The organism is Clostridium nigeriense, assembly GCF_050585265.1.
GTDB classification, from domain to species: domain Bacteria; phylum Bacillota; class Clostridia; order Clostridiales; family Clostridiaceae; genus Clostridium; species Clostridium nigeriense_B.
Genome location: NZ_JBNOOE010000006.1, coordinates 176,510 through 195,663 on the forward strand (window position 1 = coordinate 176,510; position 19,154 = coordinate 195,663).

14 protein-coding genes are annotated in these 19,154 nt (G+C 27.4%); 2 read left to right on the forward strand and 12 right to left on the reverse strand.

Annotated features, from left to right (window positions below; all coding sequences use genetic code 11):
- Positions 1-7: 7 nt before the first annotated feature.
- The 8 genes from ACQPVP_RS07720 to ACQPVP_RS07755 all read right to left on the reverse strand — a co-directional run bounded on the left by ACQPVP_RS07720 (position 8) and on the right by ACQPVP_RS07755 (position 12,387).
- Complete coding sequence (locus ACQPVP_RS07720) at positions 8-1,666, reverse strand: ribulokinase (RefSeq protein WP_430848748.1); 1,659 nt, start codon at positions 1,664-1,666, stop codon at positions 8-10.
- A gap of 392 nt (positions 1,667-2,058) precedes the next feature.
- Positions 2,059-3,132 carry a GntR family transcriptional regulator gene (locus ACQPVP_RS07725; protein WP_430848750.1) on the reverse strand — a complete coding sequence of 358 codons (1,074 nt, stop codon included), beginning with the start codon at positions 3,130-3,132 and terminating at the stop codon, positions 2,059-2,061.
- Positions 3,133-3,314: 182 nt separating this feature from the next.
- The gene (locus ACQPVP_RS07730) at positions 3,315-4,730 is read right to left on the reverse strand and encodes a glycoside hydrolase family 1 protein (protein ID WP_430848752.1); all 1,416 of its coding nucleotides are present in this window, start codon (positions 4,728-4,730) and stop codon (positions 3,315-3,317) included.
- Positions 4,731-4,741: 11 nt separating this feature from the next.
- Entirely contained in the window at positions 4,742-6,148 is a 1,407-nt protein-coding gene (locus tag ACQPVP_RS07735) for a PTS transporter subunit EIIC (protein ID WP_430848754.1), read from the reverse strand.
- A gap of 359 nt (positions 6,149-6,507) precedes the next feature.
- A complete protein-coding gene (gene gltS, locus ACQPVP_RS07740) occupies positions 6,508-7,704 on the reverse strand; it encodes a sodium/glutamate symporter (protein ID WP_430848756.1) in 1,197 nt (398 codons plus the stop codon).
- Positions 7,705-7,975: 271 nt separating this feature from the next.
- Positions 7,976-8,707 (reverse strand): class B sortase, encoded by a 732-nt coding sequence (gene srtB / locus ACQPVP_RS07745; RefSeq protein WP_430848758.1) that lies wholly within the window; start codon positions 8,705-8,707, stop codon positions 7,976-7,978.
- Between the two features lie 84 nt (positions 8,708-8,791).
- Positions 8,792-11,635, reverse strand: coding sequence for a Spy0128 family protein (locus tag ACQPVP_RS07750; protein WP_430848760.1), 2,844 nt, complete (start codon positions 11,633-11,635; stop codon positions 8,792-8,794).
- A 254-nt stretch (positions 11,636-11,889) separates the two neighbouring features.
- On the reverse strand, positions 11,890-12,387 hold the full coding sequence (locus ACQPVP_RS07755) for a biotin transporter BioY (protein ID WP_430848762.1): 498 nt from the start codon (positions 12,385-12,387) through the stop codon (positions 11,890-11,892).
- A 187-nt stretch (positions 12,388-12,574) separates the two neighbouring features.
- On the opposite strand from ACQPVP_RS07755, the gene ACQPVP_RS07760 reads away from it, so the two are divergent.
- Positions 12,575-13,555 (forward strand): biotin--[acetyl-CoA-carboxylase] ligase, encoded by a 981-nt coding sequence (locus ACQPVP_RS07760; protein ID WP_430848764.1) that lies wholly within the window; start codon positions 12,575-12,577, stop codon positions 13,553-13,555.
- An 89-nt stretch (positions 13,556-13,644) separates the two neighbouring features.
- Here the strand turns inward: ACQPVP_RS07760 and ACQPVP_RS07765 are convergent, their stop codons facing one another.
- Positions 13,645-15,117, reverse strand: a complete 1,473-nt coding sequence (locus ACQPVP_RS07765; RefSeq protein ID WP_430848766.1) for a protein adenylyltransferase SelO — start codon at positions 15,115-15,117, stop codon at positions 13,645-13,647.
- Between the two features lie 162 nt (positions 15,118-15,279).
- Positions 15,280-15,477 carry a CDGSH iron-sulfur domain-containing protein gene (locus ACQPVP_RS07770; protein WP_430841003.1) on the reverse strand — a complete coding sequence of 66 codons (198 nt, stop codon included), beginning with the start codon at positions 15,475-15,477 and terminating at the stop codon, positions 15,280-15,282.
- A 237-nt stretch (positions 15,478-15,714) separates the two neighbouring features.
- Between ACQPVP_RS07770 and ACQPVP_RS07775 the strand changes: the two genes are divergently transcribed.
- Positions 15,715-17,196: an aldehyde dehydrogenase family protein gene (locus ACQPVP_RS07775; protein WP_430848768.1), complete on the forward strand. Its 1,482-nt coding sequence runs from the start codon at positions 15,715-15,717 to the stop codon at positions 17,194-17,196.
- 171 nt (positions 17,197-17,367) lie between these two features.
- Here the strand turns inward: ACQPVP_RS07775 and ACQPVP_RS07780 are convergent, their stop codons facing one another.
- Together ACQPVP_RS07780 and ACQPVP_RS07785 are read right to left on the reverse strand one after the other, a co-directional pair.
- Positions 17,368-17,979: a nuclease-related domain-containing protein gene (locus tag ACQPVP_RS07780; RefSeq protein WP_430848770.1), complete on the reverse strand. Its 612-nt coding sequence runs from the start codon at positions 17,977-17,979 to the stop codon at positions 17,368-17,370.
- A gap of 593 nt (positions 17,980-18,572) precedes the next feature.
- Entirely contained in the window at positions 18,573-19,061 is a 489-nt protein-coding gene (locus ACQPVP_RS07785) for a CarD family transcriptional regulator (protein WP_430848772.1), read from the reverse strand.
- Between the last annotated feature and the right edge of the window lie 93 nt (positions 19,062-19,154).

Genomic DNA, 19,154 nt, shown 5'->3' on the forward strand with positions numbered 1-19,154 from the left:
TTACCTCCTAAAATTTCCTCATTTTCTTTAAATCTTTCATTACATTATTTTCACCTTTTCCAAAATAATCGTGCAATCTATCATAATGAGCATAAATTTTAGAGTAAATTTCCACATTTTCTGGTATAGGAGTTATTACTTCATCTAGTAATTTAGGGATTACTTTTGCCGCCTCATGTATTGATTCAAAACCTCCATTTTCTTTTCCAGCTACAACTGCGCCAAACATTGCTGATCCCAAAGCTGGTGTTTGAGTTGATTTAGAAATTCTGATTGGAAGATTTGTTACATCAGCATAAATTTGAATTAGCATTCTATTTTTTTGAGGTAATCCTCCACAAGTATATAATTCATTTATTTCAACACCATTTTGGGTAAATGTATCTACTATTTTCTTATGACCATAAGCAGTGGATTCAATTAAAGCTCTATAAATTTCTTCTGGTTTTGTATTTAAATTTAATCCTAATATAAGTCCTGTTAAGTCAGTATCTACTAAAACTGTTCTATTCCCATTTAACCAATCTAAAGCTAAAAGTCCTGAATCTCCTGGATTTAATTTTTCTGCCTTCATAGTTAAGTATTGTTGTATATTTAATCTAAGTTTACTAGCTTCATCCATATACGATTGAGGCACGCAATTTTTAACAAACCAAGCAAATATATCACCAACAGCAGATTGTCCAGCTTCATAACCATAAAGCCCTGGTATAATACCATCTTCTACATATCCACAAATTCCTGGAACTACTACTTCTTTATCTGATAGAACCATACTGCATGTAGAAGTTCCCATTATCATAACCATTTTCCCTGGTTCAGTAACTCCCATTGCTGGCACTGCTACATGAGCATCAACATTTGCTATTGCTATTGGCATCCCTTCATTCAATCCCAATCTCTTTGCCATTTCTGATGTTAATACCCCTGCCCTTTCTCCTATACTAGATACTTCACAATCAAATTTTTCTGCATATACATTTCCTAACCTTTCATCTAAAGATCTTAAAAATTCTTTTCTAGGGAATCCATCTTTTTTATGCCAAATTGCTTTATATCCAGCTGTACAACTATTTCTAGTTTCTTTCCCTGTAAGTTGCATTATAACCCAGTCAGTTGCTTCTATAAATTTATCTGTAGCCTCATATATCTCTGGAGCCTCATCTAAAACTTGCCATACTTTTGGCAGATACCATTCTGATGATATTTTTCCACCATACCTACCTATAAATTTTTCTTCATTTTTATGTGCAATTTCATTTAATTTATTAGCTTCATCTTGAGCCGCATGATGCTTCCAAAGCTTAACATATGCATGAGGATTACTTTTATACTCATCTAAGTAACAAAGAGGAGTCCCATCCTTTTTCATCGGTAATATTGTACATGCTGTAAAATCAATTCCAAGTCCTACGATTTCATCTGGGCTTACTTTTGCTTTTTCAATAACTTTTTTAACTACATATTCTAAAACATCCATATAATCTTTAGGATGTTGTAATGCCCAAAAAGGCTCTAATTTCTTACCGCATGGTAATTGCTCTGACATTACTAAATGTGGGTATTCCATCATTTCAGATGCAACTTCTTCACCTGTTTTAATATTAAGCAATAATGCTCTAGCCGACTCACTACCATAGTCAACTCCAATTGAAAATTTACTCATAAAATCCCCTCCCAATTTCAATATAAACCAAGTATTATAGTACGTACAATATAATATATATTTTTAATATTACGTACAATTTTATGATATCAGATTAATTTTTCTTTGTAAACATTTTTATATAGTATTTCTAAGAAATATTTTTAAGGAATATATTAAGGTAAGTCAGTATGAAAAGATGCTTTTTATGATTTTATATAAATAAAAAAAGAATTAAATATGTTATATTATTTGCTCCGTCGCAAGCTCCAAGTCATCGCAAAATTAATAGAAGCACTTCAAAGCTGAAGGAAGGAAATTATAAAAAAGTTATTTATAGGGTAACATCTTTATAATTTCCCAAAAAGTAAAAAAACACCAGTTTTTTTTATTTACTGATGTTCTTATTATTGCTATATTGTAGTTTCTTTTATAATAATTTCTGGATCATATGTATATTGTACTAAATCTTTTTCTTTATTAATCAAAGAAAGTAATATTTCTGCTGCTTTTCTTCCCATTTCTTCTTTTGGATGATTGACTGTTGTAATTCCAGAATCAAACACTTCAGAAATTGTTTCATCATTATCATATCCAACTATAGATAAGTCTTTTGGAATACATAAATTAAGTTCCTTAGCAATCTTAATAACTTTAACCGCTATTTTATCATTATAACAAACAATAGCTGTTGGCCTATCCTCTCTTGTTAATAAACTTTTAGCGAAAGCAGAAATATAAAAATCCTCTTCGTAGGTTTTAAAATCTCCAATTATTGTACTATCAATTTCTATATTATTTTCATTTAACGCCTTTAAATATCCTTTTTTTCTTTCAACCCCTTGTATATCATCTTCTTTAAATATACCCGCTATTTTCTTATGACCTAATTTAATTAAATAATTAGCAAGTAGATATGTTCCTTTTTCATCATTCATTATCACATAAGACTGCTTTTCTTTATCATAAGTAGCATTTATCATTAAATAAGGTATATTACTTTTTTTAATTTTAGTGTAATAATCTAAATTTTCATTTCCTAAAGCACTTGCAGTAGGTTCAATTATGGCTCCTACTACATCATACTCTAATATTTTTTTTAATTGTTCTCTTTCCTTTTCCTTTTCATTATTTGTACTTAACAATAAAATATCATACCCTTTACTATTCAGTATATCTTCAATTCCTTTAATTAAATGAGGGAAAATATACTCTGTTATATAAGTTGTTATTACAATTACTACCTTATTTTTACTTTTCTGCGATTTATCAATTTTCTTTGCATACGCTCCCTTACTTTTTTCTCTATATATGTATCCTTGTTTTTCAAGCTCTATTATAGATTGTCTAACTGTATGTCTACTTACAGAAAAAATATTTCCTATTTCCTGTTCTGTAGGAAGCTTTTCATCTTCTTTAATTTCTCCATTTATAATTTTCTCTTTATAAAATTCATATATTTCTATATATTTAACTATCTTTTCCATATAACTTTTCCTCTCCTAATATTGTACTTACAATTATATAATATATCTTATTATATTTTCAATACATTATTTGACTCATAAGTTAATTCTGTATATTTTTTATTCTAGTCTCTATACCTTTATGATAATTAAAAGGAGCTGCCACACAGACAGCCCTAATTAATAATTTAAAATTAAAATTGTTATTTATCATCTAATAAAGCTCCATTGGAATCTATAACTTTTTTATACCAATAAAAACTATCTTTCTTTATTCTTTTTAAGTCTAATATATCATCATCTGTTCTATTAGTATATATCAATCCATATCGCTTTCTAAATCCTTGTGCTGAGCTTAAAAGATCCATAAATGACCATGGACAATATCCCATCATTTCTACACCATCTTCTATTGCTAATGCACATGCATTAATATGGCTCTTTAAATAATCGATACGGTAATCATCATGAACTCTTCCATTTTCTAAAGTATCATGAGCTCCAAGTCCATTTTCTGTAATTATTAGAGGAAGATGATATCTTTGATAATATTCATTTAATGCAACACGAAGTCCGGATGGATCAATTGATGCACCATATTCACTTGCTTTTAAATTTGGATTCATAGACATCTTAAATAACCCATACATACTAAAATCTACAGTGCCCTCTCTACTTCCAAAAGGATGCTCATCATCGGATTCAAGAGCTTCTGCACAATTTGTTCTATAATAGTTAACTGCAATAAAGTCCATTTTTGCTGATTTCAAAATTGTTTTATCGCTTTCTTCCATATATGGCATTATTCCTCTTTCATTAAGATATTTCATATAATATCCAGGATACTCTCCATAGTGATGCATATCAAGCATATAATAAACTTTAAAGTTATCATTCATTCTAGCCGCATAAACATCCTCTGGTTTACTTGTTAAAGGATAAGTTACTGATGACGAAACAGCCGGTCCTATTTTACCATTTTCGACCATTTCATGACAAGCATTAACTGCCAGTGCATGTGCAAGACACATATTATAATCCATTTGTGCACGCATCTTGTCAATTTTTAATTGATCTTTTTCTTCATAAATATTGATTCTCTCTTCTACTCTTACAATTAAATTTTGCTCATTGTGAGGTTGCCAAAGTTTTACTCTGTCTCCAAACTCTTTAAAACATATTTTTGCATATCTTTCAAAAGCAAATACTGTTTCTCTCGATTCCCACCCATTATACTTTTTGACTAATGCAAATGGTAAATCAAAGTGATATAAAGTAACAAAGGGTTCTATATTATTTTCAATTAACTTATTAATAACTTTATTATAAAAATCTATACCCTTTTGATTAATTTCCCCATCACCATCTGGAATAATTCTTGTCCATGCTATTGAAAAACGATATGTCTTCATTCCTAATTCTTTCATTAAGTTAATATCTTCATCAAAATTATGATAAAAGTCAGCTGCAATTCTTGTGTCTGCTTGAATGTGAGATTTTTTAAACGAATTAAAATCTGCTACACTTAACCCTTTACCATCCTCATTATAAGCTCCTTCGATTTGAAAGGCTGAAGATGAAGCCCCCCATAAAAAATTATCTGGAAATATACTTTTCATAATACTCCTCCTTAGTTAGTTAAACTTTCCTTTTCCTCTTTAATATCTTCAAAACCAATTAAATATGTAAGTATTGCTGAACCGAAGAATGCAATTAAGCACCCTATAAGATAACTTGTAAAGCCTAAAAAACCCGCTTCAGCATAAACTGGTATAGTTAATATCCCTTGATTTGCAAAAGCATTACCATAGGCACCTCCAAGTCCCATAACTCCTCCTCCAATCGCTCCACATATTACAGCACATATCATTGGACGTTTTAATCTTAAGTTAACGCCATATATAGCTGGCTCTGTAATACCAAATAATGCTGTAACTGATGCTGACATAGCTATTGTTTTAAGATTCTTATTTTTTGTTTTAAAAAATACACCTAGAGCAGATCCTGCTTGAGAAAAGTTAGCTGCTCCTGCAAATGCAAGTATATTTTGTCTTCCTGTATTAGCGACATCATTAATTCCAATAGGTACTAATGCTCTATGAGCTCCAAATATAACTAATACACACCATAGTCCACCAATAAATGCTCCACATAGTGTAGGACTAAATTCATAAATAAATCTGTATACATAACTTATTCCATTTCCAATATAAATTCCAACTGGTCCAAATATTATCAATACTGCTGGCAACATAATAAGTAATGAAAGAGTTGGAACAACTATTATTTTTATTACTTCTGGAATATATTTATTAAGAAATCTTTCAACATAAGAAAGAACATATATAGCAATTATAATTGGAATTACAGAAGATGTATAACTTGCCTTTGTAATTGAAATTCCTAAGAATCTAACTACATCTTCTCCTGTCATTAATAAAATAAATGTAGGATAACAAAGGGTTGCCCCTATAATCATTGAAATAATTTCATTTACTTTAAAAATCTTAGCACATGTATAACCTAGTATTATAGGTAAGAAATAAAATACTGCATCAGCTAAAGCATTTAAAATAATATATGTTTGTGTTTCCTTAATATCTATACCATATTTATTTAAATAATACATAGCAACTACTGATAATATTCCCTTTATCATTCCAGATCCTGCTATAGCTGGAATAATTGGAGTGAATATACCGGCAATGCTTGCTAATATCTTATTCCAAATATTATCTTTTTTCTTTATTTCTTCCGCTTTATTTTCTTTATTAATATTACTATAGATTTGTTCAGGAACGAGCTTTATAATCTCGTCATACACTTTAGTTACCTTATTCCCTATAACTACCTGAATCTGACCCATACTTTCAACAACTGTAATAACGCCTTCGCATTTAGTTAAATTATCTTTATTTATTTGTGATTTATCCCTAGCTCTAACTCTTAATCTTGTCATACAATGAGTTAGCTCTAAAATATTATTTTCTCCTCCTAAGTTTTGCAAAATTTCTTTTGCAATATGTGCATAGTCCATTTTAATCTCTCCTCCTTTACAAAATATAATAATAAAATATATTTTGATTGTATTCTTATAATACCAGTATTTAGTCTAAATTTCAATAATAATAATTATTATTAAATATATATTATCATATGATTTTATATTATATTCTTCCTTTATTTCCACTATTAATATACATATTTTTAAGATAAAAAAGTACTTCTATATAATTTTACTTATTCCATCGCAAGCTCCAAGTCATCGCAAATTAATAGAAGCACTTCAAAGCTGAAGGAAGGAAATTATAAAAAGTTATCACCTGGTAACATCTTTATAATTTCCTAAAGAGTAAAAAAGAAGCGATTTATACTAAACCGCTTCTTTAAAATTAATTATTTAAATATATTTATAAATAATGTTATAACTCCTGAATTTATAAAATCAATAAACAATCCTCCTACTATAGGAACTACAATATATGGTGTTTTAATAAATCCATATTTTTTTGTAAGTGCATCCATATTAGCAATTGAATTTGCCGTTGACCCCATTCCAAATCCGCATATTGCTGATGAAAAAACAGCTGACTCGTAATTTTTACCCATTATTTTAAATACAATAAAATATGCAAATATAGCCATTAAAATTGTTTGAGCTATTAACATAATAAGCATAGGAAGAGCTAAATCAAATAATTCCCATAACTTTAATCCCATTAATGCTAAAGAAAGATAGAAGGTAAGGCTTATGTTTCCTAATACTTCAATACTTTCATCTTCTATTTTGTAATTTTTAAAATCCATAATATTTTTAATTACTGCTGCAGTGATCATTGATCCTATGTAAGATGGAAATGTTAAGCCTAGATATTGTATGTACTTTGTTACTATTGATCCAATTCCCATTGTAATGAAAATTAACGAAGTAGCTTTCATAAGAGAATGATAATTTACTTTTGAATTTTCCTCAGTTTCTATAATTTCATCTGATTTATAATTTTCATTTAAACTTCTAGAAGTTATTATATTATTTTTTTCTATTAATACCTCTGCAAGAAATCCTCCTAGCACACTTCCCATTATTAATCCAAAAGTAGCTGATGCAACTGAAACTGTTGTAGCTGCATTTACTCCAACCTCTTCTAATAAAGGGCCAAATGATCCAGCTGTTCCATGTCCACCTACCAATGGTATTGAACCTGTTGCAAGTCCTAAAAGTGGATGAATATTAAAAACGCTAGCCAAGAATACCCCTATTAAATCCTGAAAAACAACTAATGCTATAGATAGAATTAAAAAAATTAAAACTTTTCTTCCACCACTTTTCAAAACCTTCAGACTCGCTGTATATCCTATACTAGTAAAAAATACAGTCATAAGAATGGATTGTAATGTTGTATCTAAAGTTATAGTTAATATATTGGTTATATTTAAAATAAGTACTATAATCGAAAAAAACATTCCCCCTACAACAGCTGATGGTATACAATACCTATCTAATACCTTAATCTTTTTTCTTAAATAACCTCCTAAATAGAATACTAATGTTGCTAATGCCATTGTTTGAAATACGTCTAATTTTAATTCCATATATTCACTTCCCTCAATCTTCTCTTGTTTTCTAATAAACTTTATGTAATATTTATATATTAATTAAGCCATATAAAATTTTTCTCTCATAATGTAACATACTACAAAATTATGAAGGTTGTCAATATATTTCTTGCATTTTTTTTTATTTAATCAATATTTTATGGATTTTGACACTATTTTATGAATTTTAATCTTTAAATAAAATCATTATTTTTCTAAGAAATGCTTTGTATAATAAAAATTGTAGTAAAGATATTCTTATATTTTATTATTTTTTAATAGCATGGACAATAGTTCTTGCCCCATCATATTCATAACTACAAGTAACTAGTGTTATCATTTTTTTATTAGGATCAAATTCAATTTTCTTTTTAAAATATGATTTATTACTTAATTCATCAATATAGTTTAAATAATCTGTATCATTATTAAAATCCAAATTAATACTTACTTCATTTTCATGAAGTACATAAACTGAAAAAACAGTATATTCATAGATTTTTACATCCTTAACAATTTTAATATCGTTATTATTAAAAAATTCTTCTTTTTTAAAAAAATTTAAATTATTAAACATAGTATTATTTTTCATATGGTGCCCATATATAACTATATTTTTATCACTATCCATATTGTTTTGGTAATCTATAAATAAAGTACCCGATATACTTTTTTCTTTATCAAAGCTATGATTTAGATAAAAATCATTATCTATACCTTGAACCACAGGATAATCAATATTGCTATTACTAATATTTAACCAAAACTTATAATCATTATTAATATTTAAAAGTTCTTTTTCATTATTAATAGATTTTTCTTCATAATTATCCTCATTTTTCACTCCATTATTGGATATATTCTCGATTATCATTGGATTATACATATGAATCTTTGAGTATTCTTCTTTATCCACATAATACTGATACCCTTTGTATACTATTTTCCCAAAGGCCACAATAACTACTAATATTAAAATTAAGTTAATTATTTTTTTCATATATTCACCTCACCAGTCTATATAAAAATAAAAAATATTAAAAAACAGCACTAGTATAAATTTATAGTGCTGTTTAATTTAATCTTATAGATTCTTATCTTTTATTTTTTTCTTATTGTTTATGAATAATCCTCCAACCCCTAAAATACCAATTATTAATGCTGCAGCTACACTTGTATCTCCTGTGTTTGGAGTCTTTGTTTTAGATGGTCTTACTTCTTTTCTTGTATTAGTTATTGTATACTTAATAACTACTCCATTATCTTTAATTTCAAATGAATATTCTTTATTATCTATAATATATCCTGTTGGTGCTACTGTTTCTTGGTAAGTATATTTTCCGTATTTAAGGCCTTCGAATACAACTTTACCATTTTTATCAGTCTTTTTTGATGCTATAACTTTACCTTCAGAATCTTTTATAGTAAACTCAGCATTTGCAAGTAATTTTTTATCCTTACTATCTGTCTTTATAATTTCAATGCTCCCTTTAATAATTTCGTTTTCAAAAACTACTTTACTTTCTGGATAATCTACTGTTGCTAATAAATTTCCTTTTCCATCGTCAGTAACTTTTACATTTATTTTAAATGAACTTTTATCATAAATTATTCCACCTAAATTTTCATTTACTTCTTTTACTGTATATTCATAATCTCCAACAGTATCATATGATATAGCTTTGAATTGAATTGTTCCATCAGCATTATTTTTTACTGTTTGTAATACTCTATCATCTTTATCTCTTAATTCAAAACTAAACATACCAGAAAGCAAATCTTTTCCTATTAATTTCTTAGTTGCTTCTATAGAAGCGCTTGTTGATCCAAATTTATAGCTATTATTAAATTCAGGCTTTTTATTTGGATATTTTACATCTGCCTCTAATTGTCCTTCTCCATTATCTATAACTGTTATAACTACATCTACAGATTGAGAATCGTAAGTTATTCCATCTACTTTTCCATTAACTTCTTCTATTTTATAAGTATACGTACCTGCTTTCTCAAAATTTATTGAGCTAAACTTAATATTTCCATCTGCATCATTTTTTACTGTTTCTTTTATCACATTATTTTCATTTAATAATTGGAATTCAAACATATCAGCTTCTAAATCTTTTCCTGTTAATGTCTTTGTTGCTTCTATAGATATACTTGTTGAATTCGGATCGTATTCATTAGTAAATTCAATTTTATTATTTGGATAATTTACTGTAGCTACTAAATTTCCATTTCCATCATCTATTACATTTACTGTTACATCAAATTCTCTTTCGTCGTAAGTTACACCTTCTAAGTTTCCATTTACTTCTTGAAGTATATACTTATATTCTCCTACAGTATCATAATGTATAGTTTCAAATTTAACTGTTCCATCGGCATTATTTTTTACTGTTTGTACCGTTTCACCATTTTTATCTAATAATTGAAAACTAAACATATCAGCTTCTAATGTCTTTCCTGTTAATGTTTTTGTTGCCTCTATAACTGCACTTGTTGATCCAGTTTTATAGCTATTATTAAACTCAGATTGTTTATTGGGATATTTTATATCTGCATCTAATTGTCCTTTTCCATTGTCTGTAACTATTATAACTACATCTACAGCTTGAGAATCGTAAGTTATTCCATCTACTTTTCCATTGACTTCTTCTATTTTATAAGTATAAGTACCTGCTTTATCAAAGTTTATTGGACTAAACTTAATATTTCCATCTGCATCATTCTTTACTGTTTCTTTTATCTCATTATTTTCATCTAATAATCGGAATTCAAACATATCAGCTTCTAAATCTTTTCCTGTTAATGTCTTAGTCGCCTCTATAGTTACATAAACTTTTTTATTTTCAGATATATGTCCTGTAAAACTCCATTTATGAGATTCTTGACCATTTTGTTGTGTTTTATTAGCAATAATACTACCATTTACTGCACCATATCTAATATTTGCACTTGGTGCTAATATTGTTCCCATAAAATAATCACTAGTGCCAACCTTTGCGTATTCTTCTCCAGTAGAAAATAATTTATCTACTGCTGAACTATCATAAATATTCCATAATATATTGTTCTCATATTTAACTACCTCTTCAGCGTTGCTATGATTATTAATTACTGTAACTAAATTGTGTAAATAATTTATATTTACATCTGCCATATCTACATTAATTATTAATGTCTTTCCTTCAGGAATTTTAATATTTAAAATTCGTTTATTAATCCCATCACTAATTTCACTTGCTTTAATGTTTAAATAATAATTATTTGTATTTCCTATATCAGAATTCACAGTAATAGTTTGATTTTCACCACTTAGTGAGCTTAATATTACACCTTCTGAAGTTTTATTATCAGAAAATAAACTAGATATTATTTTTAAATTTTCCAATTCCTCATCTATATTAATATAACTAATTGACTCACTTGTTTCCTTATATACTCTTGATGATTTTTCTGGGTTAAGCCCACTTCCATTAACCCCTATATTTACCTTATTGTTATTATCTTCAAGTCTAGTAGATACATTTGATCCTACAATTATATTTCCATCGCTAGCTATATTATTTATTCCCTGTGCACTATTCATAAAATAATTTTCTTCATTTATTCCAAGTGCAGTAGACTGATTTGTTCCAAATGCTGCATTAGTAACTAAATCTTTTGTTGCTACATTACCATTAGTATGAGCATTAAAATTAGCCTCTTTAGAAAAAATATGAAAATCAAATGCAGCTGTAGTATGGGCAACCCCATCTTTTACATATTTAAATCCATTTTTAGTCTTATATTGATTTGTAATTATTTTAGTATTATCTTTAACACCTATAGCTTTAAAACTTATTTCTGAAAATGTTATACTACTCCCTAAAAAGTTAAAAACTAATAAAATTATTGAAGTTAATGCTATTCTTTTTTTTAAAATCATAATTCCCCTCCCCATATCCATATTCATTTAAAATCCTACTTTTCCTCTATTCCATTATTTTTACTATTGAACATTTATAAATATGACTAATATTTTTAGAAAAATACTATTTAAACTTATTCTTCTCTACAAAAACCCAACAAATTTCAAATAAGTATCTTTAATATAAATATTTTTCTTAATTGCATTAATACCGCTATAATTTGCATTTATTTGTAAATAATAAAACCAATGGCTTCCCATTGGTTTTATAACTATTCTAATTTTTTATTTAATTTTACTGCTATAAATGAGCTTAAAAAACACTTTAACACATCGCCAACTATAAATGGAAATACAGATAATGATAATGCTGATATAATAGTTATTTTTTGAACTATACTCATATATATGGCTCCAAAAACATACAGAACAATCATACCAATAAATACTGTCACAAATAAATATCTTTTAAAATTATTTTTCTTACCTTTTAAAAAACTTATTAACGGTGCAACAACTAAAAATCCTAATATAAATCCCCCTGTTGCTCCAAATAATCTACCAAGCCCACTTGTTCCAGCAGAAAATACAGGTAGTCCAAAAGCCCCTAAAAATATATATAATAAAACAACTAAAAATGATTGCCTAGGGCTAAGGATTAATGCTACTAAATTAATCGCTATTGTTTGAGCAGTTATCATTGCAGGAGTAAATGGTAGTGGAAAAGAAATATATGCTGATATACAAATTATTGCGATACAAATTGACATTTTAGTTAATTCTCTTATTTTTATATTAACCCCCCATTTCTTTGTTCTCTATAAAAATACATCTAAAATATAGTATCTCTTTAAAAGAATACTTTTTACAGCGAAAATAGTCAACCATTTTATATTTTAAGGTGACAATATTTGTGGTATACTATATCAATAAAATAATAAGGAAATAGGTGAAAACATGAGTGTAAAAGATAAAACTTTAAGTATACTTGAAAATAACAAAGGTATTTACATATCTGGTGAAAATCTTGCTAAAGAACTACTCGTAAGTAGAAATGCTATTTGGAAGGCTATAAAATCATTAAAAAATGACGGATATAATATTTCTTCTGTCAATAATAAAGGATATTGCCTTTCTCCTGATACAGATATATTATCTTCTCAAAGTATTTCAAAATATTTAAATAGAGATATTAATTATTTTAATATCAAGGTCTATAAAACAATTAATTCAACAAATAGTGCAATAAAAGAACTTGCAATTAATGGAGAGAAAGAAGGAACTGTTATTATTGCTGAAGAACAAACTGAGGGCCGTGGAAGATTTGGTAGAAAGTTTTACTCACCAAAAAAAACTGGAATTTATATGAGTATTCTTCTTCGCCCACAAATTCACTCATCAAAAGCTTTTCTTATTACTACCGCTACTGCTGTTGCTGTTGCTGAAGCAATAGAATCTATTTCTAATAAAAAAGCTAAAATTAAATGGGTTAATGATATATACTGTGATAACAAAAAAGTTTGCGGAATATTAACAGAAGCATCTTTTGATTTCGAAAGTGGAATAATTGATCATGCTCTTTTAGGTATTGGTATAAATGTAAAACCTCCTGAAGAAGGTTTTACTGAAGGAATTAAAGATATTGCTACAAGTATTTTTGATAATAAAAACTCTGCTTCATCTGATATTAGAAGTAGACTTATTGCTGAAGTTTTAACTAGATTTTGGAGTTATTATAAAAATATCGAAAATAAATCATTTTTAGAAGAATATAAATCAAGATCTATATTGATAAATAAAGAAATAAATATACTTTCTAAAAATTCTTCAGAGAAAGCTGTAGCTATTGAAATTGATGATGATTGCAGACTTAAAGTAAAAATGGAGGATGGAAGTATTCGACTTTTATCTTCTGGTGAAGTTAGCATAAGAATTTAATTTTTTTAATCTATCTAGTACTCATACTAGATAGAAATAAATTTTAGGATAGACTTATTGTACAGCCTATCCTAAAAATTTATTTCTTTTTATGTTCCACAAAAAGTTCTATATGGAATTTTTGATGGCTCAGGTAACTTAGCATATTCTTCTTGATAATCTGCATAATCATATGGTCTTAAAAGAACTTCTAGAAGCTTATTCATTACAGTATAATCATTATTCTTTACTGCTGCTTCTATTGCTTCCTCTACAAGATGATTACGTGGAATCACTGATGGATTTACACTTTTCATAAGTTTTATGATTTCTTCTTTTGATTTTTCTTGTCTATTTAATCTTTCTTGCCATCTATTAAACCAACTACTAAATTCAGTTGTTTCAAACATTACAATATCACATTTTTTATCTAAAGTTAAATTTCTAAATGTATTAGTGTAATCAGCTCCATTTTTATGCATTAAATTTAAAAGATCATATATTAAATTTTCATCTTCTCTTTCCTCATTAAATAAACCTAATTTAAACCTCATACCTGAAAGATACATTTCTTTATATATATCATTAAATCTTGAAACCATATTCTGTGCCATATCCACTGCTTCATCTTGATTATTACTTAATAAAGGTACTAAGGTTTCTGCAAATCTAGCTAAGTTCCAAGCTATAATATATGGTTGATTTCCATAAGCATATCTTCCCTGATAATCTATAGAACTAAATACTGTTGATGGATCATATGTATCCATAAATGCACACGGTCCATAATCTATAGTTTCTCCACTTATAGTTACATTGTCTGTATTCATAACACCATGTATAAATCCAACTTGAAGCCATTTAGCTATTAATGCTCCTTGCCTTTTAGACACTTCCTCTAATAAAAATAGATATGGATTTTCTTTATTCATAGCTTCCGGATAATGTCTATTTATTGTATAATCTGCTAATTCTTTTAAATCTTCATAACTTGCAAACCTTGCTGCATATTGAAAAGTTCCTACTCTAACATGACTTGAAGCAACACGAGTTAATATTGCTCCTGGTTCAACTTTTTCACGAGCTATTGATTCTCCAGTCGTCACTACAGCTAAACTACGTGTAGTTGGAATTCCTAAGGCATTCATTGCTTCACTTATTATATATTCTCTAATCATAGGTCCAAGAGCTGCTTTTCCATCTCCCCCCCTTGAATATGGAGTAATTCCAGACCCTTTAAGCTGAATATCTACTTTTTTTCCTTCTTTTGTTATATGCTCACCAAGTAATACTGCTCTTCCATCTCCCAACATAGTAAAATGTCCAAATTGATGTCCTGCATAAGCTTCAGCAATTGGCATTGATCCTTCTATAAGTTTATTTCCTGAAAAAATTTCTGCTCCATCTCTTTCTAATGTATCTATATTTAAATCTAAGGCTTTTATTAGAGATTTATTTAATATTACGATTTTAGGATCCAAAACATAACTTGGAAATTGCTTAGTATAAAATACAGATGGTAAATTAGCATAACTATTTTCTAATTTAAAATCAGTATTTTTCAATCTATCTCTGTCTACCATACTATAAATCCTTTCTATTATAATTATTAATCTTAGTTTTTCTTAGTATTATATTATTATTCACAATATATCTATTTATAAACTAAGGAGCTAAGATTATAATCTTAGCTCCTTAGTTTACATTTATTTAAGTACTAATTAATTTTAAATATATTTTTTATATTATTTTGCACGTACTTGGCTATCAAGATTTCCTCTATGTGATCCATCACAATAAGGTTTATTTTTTGATAAACCGCATCTACATAAATGAAGTTCTGAAGTAGTTTCAATAACTTTTCCTTCTCCATCTAATAATTCTAAGTCACCCTTTAAAATAAGTGGTGCATTATCTAATACTTGTACTATTGTTTTTGACATAATTCCACACTTCCTTTTTTATATTCTAACTATACAAAATTTAATAGAATTAAATTCCATAAAAGTTATACTATTTATGTCTATACTTATATTACCACTTTTATACTTCTTAGTCAATTTTAATAATAATTATTAATAAATAAAAGTTATTGTTAAATAATTATTTAAATTGCATAATCTTTCCAAAGAATATATAATTATATATATAAATACTAACAATTTTAGGAGGAATATACTATGGATATTAATATTCAAAAGAAATATAAATTATTTATTAATGGTGAATGGAGAGAGTCTTCAGATGGTTCAACAATAAAAACATATAATCCAGCAACTGGAGAATTATTATCAGAAATTGCTGATGCTTCTGAAATAGACGTTGATGATGCTGTTAAAGCTGCAAATAAAGCCTTTGAAACTTGGGGTAAGACAACACCTGCTGAAAGAGCTACATTATTAAATAATATTGCAGATATTATAGATGAAAATGCTGAATTTTTAGCAACTATTGAAACTATGGATAATGGCAAACCTATTAGAGAAACTATAGGAGCTGATATTCCTTTAGCAGCTGATCACTTTAGATATTTTGCAGGAGTTATAAGAGCTGATGAAGGAGTTGCAACTAATATAGATGAAAATACATTAAATTTAATTTTAAGAGAACCAATCGGGGTTGTAGGACAAATTGTTCCTTGGAATTTCCCATTCTTAATGGCTGCTTGGAAACTTGCTCCAGTACTTGCTGCTGGTGATACAACTGTATTTAAGCCATCTAGTACAACATCGCTAAGTGTATTAGAGCTTATGAAGTTAATTCAAGATGTAGTTCCAAAAGGTGTAATTAATGTGATTACTGGTAAAGGTTCAAAGAGTGGTGAATATTTACAACATAATGAAGGAATAGATAAATTAGCATTTACTGGTTCTACAGAAGTTGGTAGAGAAATTGGACTAGCCGCTGCAAAACGTATCATACCAGCCACATTAGAGCTTGGTGGTAAATCAGCTAATATATTCTTTAGTGATGCAGATATGAATATTGCTTTAGAAGGAATTCAATTAGGTATACTATTTAACCAAGGCCAAGTTTGTTCTGCCGGATCTAGAATATTTGTACAAGAAGATTTCTATGATGAATTTATAGAAAAGGCTGTTGAAGCTTTTGAAAATGTTAAGGTGGGTAACCCATTAGACCCTAATACTCAAATGGGAGCTCAAGTTAGTGAAGCTCAACTAAATAAAATTCTTAAGTATATAGAAATAGGTAAAGATGAAGGTGCTAAAGTAATAACCGGAGGAGAAAGATTTATTGAAGGTGATGCAAAGAATGGTTACTTTATGAAACCTACTTTATTGGTAGATGTAAATAACAATATGAGAGTTGCTAGAGAAGAAATCTTTGGACCAGTAGGTGTAGTTATTAAATTTAAGACAGAAGAAGAAGTTATTGCTATGGCTAATGACAGTAATTATGGACTAGGCGGTGGTGTATTTACACGTGATATAAATCGTGCTATAAAAGTTGCTAAATCTATAAGAACTGGTCGTGTATGGGTTAACACATATAACTCTTTCCCTGCTGGAGCAACCTTTGGTGGATATAAGGAATCTGGAATTGGTAGAGAAACTCATAAGGCTATTTTAGATGCTTATACTCAAAAGAAAAATATCTTAGTTAATTTATCTGACAAGCCAAGTGGAATGTATGTAAAATAATCTATAAAATATATTTTTTGTAAATTTAATTTTTAAAAAGACATCTGATAATTTTTATAAAAATTATCAGATGTCTTTTATATAACGATTTAGTATGGTTTCAGAAAAATTTTAGAGATTTTAAACAATATATATAATGAAGTATATAAAAATAGAAGCTATTTAACACTTTTATGATATATTTTTAATTATTCTTTTCACGTGTTTTTTTCTCGCTATAAAACTATTAATATTTCCTTTTCGTATATAATCATATATTTCTCTTACTTCTTCTTTAGAAAGTCTTATATCTGATTTATATTTTCTTATGAATCTTTTTAATTTCCTTAATTGAATTACTGGAGTTTCACTATTAATTTTCTTTAGCTCAGACTTATTAGTAAAAACAATTACTGAAATAAATATATCACTTCTTTTAAGATATCTTTCTAAAGCTTTTATATGTCCATAATTTTGTCTTATGGGATTATAGAATTTATTTTTTCTTTTATTTATACTTTGAGTCCAATATCTAGAATATTCTTCCCCATATATTTCTCCACTATAGTCCTTTGTTTCAATAACAAATATTCCTTTTTTTCCTATTAATATATGATCAATTTGGCTTGTTCCATTTTCTCCTTTTATCATGACATCATTCAAAAGTTTATATCCTTTAATTTCACTTAATATCTTACTAACTTCTTTCTCACCTAAATTTAATTTAGAATAATGATTTCTTTGTTTTAATAAAATAAAAATTATTATTGATATTATTGCTACTATTATTAAATTAAATACCATTTATGTTCTCCTATTTATCCTTTGTTTCTCTTATTTATAACATAAATTTTATATATAATTTTAATTTTTGTAAATAACTATGCTTTTTTTATTATTTTAATATCATTTACGAGTATATTATTTAAGAGTTATTTGGTATAAAAAATAAGAGTTAATATAATTTATCATCCTAACTCTTATTTTATCTATATTTATAATTTACTGTACTTACATTAAGTATATTATATATGAATTTATTATATAATATATATAATATACAGTGTATTTTCTAGTATATTTCCTTAATAATATTTTTAAGTACCTTAGATAGTTATCAAAAACTAAAATTCTCTATCTATTAAAGAAGATATAGGATTAGCTAAAGTTGTATTTACACTCTTAGATGAATTTATTTTTTTAATTATACACTTGCAACTACTTAGTTTAATATGATTAATTTTAGGTATGATTTTAGATAGTTTATTAAATATAAATAAATTGAAAGGATATATTGACTTTAAAATGCCTGTAAAAAATAATTCTGCACCATTCATTTTAAATAAAGACATACTTATAAAAACTAAAAAGAATTTTAAGACATATTAATTTAAATTTTACATATTATTTTTAATATAATCTCCCACGTCATCTATATTAATTCCTAGCACTATTGCTATTTCTTGATATAGCTGTTTTCTAGCAATAATCATAATATCTTCATCTGTTTTGTTAAGTTTTTTACCTAAAGATATCTTCTCATCCTCTTCCAACCTTATAGAGTTTATAACCTTTATAATTTCTTCAGCATTACCAGTTTTAATTATATCTCTATACTCTTGAGCTCTTTTTCTTGAATCCTCTATTTCAATAGTCTCATTTCTAGAGATTCCCTCTATTAAATTTCTAACTTCACTTTTACTCATAAGTTCTCTCATCAATATTTTATTATTATTTACTGGAATTTTTATTGTCATTCTGCTATTGTAAACTGGAGATAAAATATAATACTCTAGCTCTTGGTTTTTTAAAGACATTATTTCTATATCTTCAATCTGACACACCCCATTTGATCCATATACAACGTAATCATTTATCTTAAACATATTACTTCCTCCTTATGTAATTAATTGCATTTAAAAAGTAGTCCCTATAGTAAAAGACCTAAAGGAACTACATACTGTATATACATTATACCA

Coding starts and splice junctions, on each gene's coding strand:
- ACQPVP_RS07720 (WP_430848748.1), bottom strand. CDS start 1,666: ATGAGTAAATTTTCAATTGGAGTTGACTATGGTAGTGAGTCGGCTAGA.
- ACQPVP_RS07725 (WP_430848750.1), bottom strand. CDS start 3,132: ATGGAAAAGATAGTTAAATATATAGAAATATATGAATTTTATAAAGAG.
- ACQPVP_RS07730 (WP_430848752.1), bottom strand. CDS start 4,730: ATGAAAAGTATATTTCCAGATAATTTTTTATGGGGGGCTTCATCTTCA.
- ACQPVP_RS07735 (WP_430848754.1), bottom strand. CDS start 6,148: ATGGACTATGCACATATTGCAAAAGAAATTTTGCAAAACTTAGGAGGA.
- gltS (WP_430848756.1), bottom strand. CDS start 7,704: ATGGAATTAAAATTAGACGTATTTCAAACAATGGCATTAGCAACATTA.
- srtB (WP_430848758.1), bottom strand. CDS start 8,707: ATGAAAAAAATAATTAACTTAATTTTAATATTAGTAGTTATTGTGGCC.
- ACQPVP_RS07750 (WP_430848760.1), bottom strand. CDS start 11,635: ATGATTTTAAAAAAAAGAATAGCATTAACTTCAATAATTTTATTAGTT.
- ACQPVP_RS07755 (WP_430848762.1), bottom strand. CDS start 12,387: ATGTCAATTTGTATCGCAATAATTTGTATATCAGCATATATTTCTTTT.
- ACQPVP_RS07760 (WP_430848764.1), top strand. CDS start 12,575: ATGAGTGTAAAAGATAAAACTTTAAGTATACTTGAAAATAACAAAGGT.
- ACQPVP_RS07765 (WP_430848766.1), bottom strand. CDS start 15,117: ATGGTAGACAGAGATAGATTGAAAAATACTGATTTTAAATTAGAAAAT.
- ACQPVP_RS07770 (WP_430841003.1), bottom strand. CDS start 15,477: ATGTCAAAAACAATAGTACAAGTATTAGATAATGCACCACTTATTTTA.
- ACQPVP_RS07775 (WP_430848768.1), top strand. CDS start 15,715: ATGGATATTAATATTCAAAAGAAATATAAATTATTTATTAATGGTGAA.
- ACQPVP_RS07780 (WP_430848770.1), bottom strand. CDS start 17,979: ATGGTATTTAATTTAATAATAGTAGCAATAATATCAATAATAATTTTT.
- ACQPVP_RS07785 (WP_430848772.1), bottom strand. CDS start 19,061: ATGTTTAAGATAAATGATTACGTTGTATATGGATCAAATGGGGTGTGT.